Source organism: Alcanivorax sp. HI0083 (assembly GCF_001635175.1).
The window spans coordinates 1-2192 of sequence record NZ_LWFX01001744.1 but is presented as its reverse complement, the minus strand read 5'-3'; the positions used below and the strand labels follow the sequence as shown (position 1 = coordinate 2192).

Here is a 2192-nt window from a genome sequence, read left to right as displayed (position 1 = left end):
CGGTTCCGACACGAGGACGGAACAGGCGGTATCTTCTCTGTGGCACTAGCCGTAGCCACACCGTTCCCAGTGTGGCCCCCAGGCGTTACCTGGCACCCTGCCCTGTGGAGCCCGGACTTTCCTCCAGCGGCCATCCTGCAAAAGAATCGCCGCCAGCGACTGCCTAACCGGTCCGGGGCGGAGTCTAAACAGTTAATAATTAATAGTGAATAATTAATAGCTGCGCGGACCAGGTTTTCTGATCTTGAAGCGCAAAAGGCCACGCACCCCAAAGTTGAGCGCAGCCTCTTATGCCTGAAAAACGACCAAACGGGATCGCAAGTTATTCATTATTAAATATTAATTGTTCATTGCCTCTAACAGCGCATATAGCTCCTGGCGCTTCAGCCCGGTATGGGCCGCCATGATTTTGGCCACCCGTGACACCGGCAACTCAGTCAACAGGCTTTTCGCCAACGCCTCGTCTTTTTCTGTCCACGCGGAAGATTGCGCCAGCGGCGACAGCACCAGCACCAGCTCGCCGCGTCGCTGGTTGCTGTCCGACGCCACCCAATCGCAGATTTCACCCACCGGGCCACGCCGAATCGTTTCAAATTGCTTGGTCAGCTCACGGCACAGGGTAATTTCACGATCTTTTTCAACCAGCCCGTTCAGGGCTTCCAGGAAGGACTGCACCCGGTGAGGCGCCTCGTAGATAATACTTGTGACTGACAGGGCCGCCAGGCGCGCAATGGCTTGCTGACGCGGCGCGCCCTTGGCTGGTACAAAGCCTTCGAACAGGAAACGATCGGAAGGCTGTCCCGCTGCCGCCAATGCAGCCAACAACGCTGACGCACCCGGAACAGGCACCACGCTTACCTGTGCCTCCTGGCAGGCGCGAACCAGCCTGTAGCCGGGATCACTAATCAACGGCGTCCCCGCATCACTGATCAGCGCGCCCTGCTCACCGCCCTGCAACCGCGCCACCAACTCATCACTACGCTGGCTTTCATTGTGGTCATGGCAACTGATCATGCGATTGCGGATACCCAACTGATCAAGCATCCGTTGGCTATGCCGGGTGTCCTCCGCCGCAATCCAGTCCACCTCGGCCAGTACGTCAATCGCCCGACGGGTAATGTCATCCAAATGTCCGATCGGTGTACTGACAATAAACAAAGTCCCGCTCATATTCGTGCACTACTCAAGTGTTAAGACGCCCGGAAAGCGCCTACAATAGCCGCTTCATTCTGGTAATACGAACCTCGCCATGGAATTTAGAAAGGCTTATCTGGCAGCATTTCTGGCTGCCGCTGTAGTGGCCGGCTGCTCCACCACTCCTTCATCAAAGACTAAGGTCTATGAAACCCCCGCCGTTGCCACGCCCCGCGCACCGACAGAGGCGCCCGCTGCGCTCTCTGCCGCCCGCAACCAGCTTGCCGGCATGGATGCCGACGAACGCATTACCTCTACGTTGTCCTGGGCCTCCACCTATCTGGGCGAAAAGCGGGCTGCCGACGCAAGCCAATTGCTCGCCGACCTGAGCCCCGGACAACTCAGCAGTGAGCAGCGTTTTACCTGGTTGCTACTCAGCGGCCGCGCCCAACTAGGCCAGCAGCAAGCGGACAAGACCCTGTCGTTGCTGCAGCAATACCAGGACGAAATACTGCAATATCCCGCCGAGCATCAGGCCCAACTGGATCTGTTGCGCGCCGACGCCCTGGCCATGCAAGGCAAGCTGCTGGACAGCCTGCAGCAACGCGTCGCCGCCCACCCGCTCCTCAGCGAGGATGACCAGGGTTACAACCACAACATGATCTGGCAGCTGCTGATGCAACTGCCCAACACCGATCTGGCCGACGCCATTGATGGCAGCAGTGGCGACCTGCGTGGCTGGCTGACCCTGGCCCAGCTGTACCGCGACCCCATTGCCGACCTGGATGCCCAGGTCACCCGGTTGAATCAGTGGAGCGCCCAGTGGCGTACCCACCCGGCCATCGACGATGTGCCGCAAATGCTGGACGCCCTGGAAAAAGCCGCCAGCCAGCGCCCCAGCCAGGTCGCCATCCTGCTGCCGACCACCGGCCCACTGCAAACCGCGGGCAAGGCCCTGCAGGAAGGCATCATGACCGCCTTCTACCAGCAGCAGAAAAACGGCCAACCGCCCACGTTGCGCTTCTACGATTCCGGTGGCGACGATGTGCTTGCGGTGT

2 protein-coding genes are annotated in these 2192 nt (G+C 59.6%); one reads left to right on the top strand and one right to left on the bottom strand.

The features are described from left to right. Positions 1-339 precede the first annotated feature (339 nt). Positions 340-1170, bottom strand: coding sequence for a 16S rRNA (cytidine(1402)-2'-O)-methyltransferase (gene rsmI / locus A3754_RS25385; RefSeq protein ID WP_063521689.1), 831 nt, complete (start codon positions 1168-1170; stop codon positions 340-342). A gap of 79 nt (positions 1171-1249) precedes the next feature. On the opposite strand from rsmI, the gene A3754_RS25380 reads away from it, so the two are divergent. Continuing rightward, on the top strand, positions 1250-2192 hold a 943-nt coding region (locus A3754_RS25380; RefSeq protein ID WP_197468869.1), incomplete at its 3' end, for a penicillin-binding protein activator.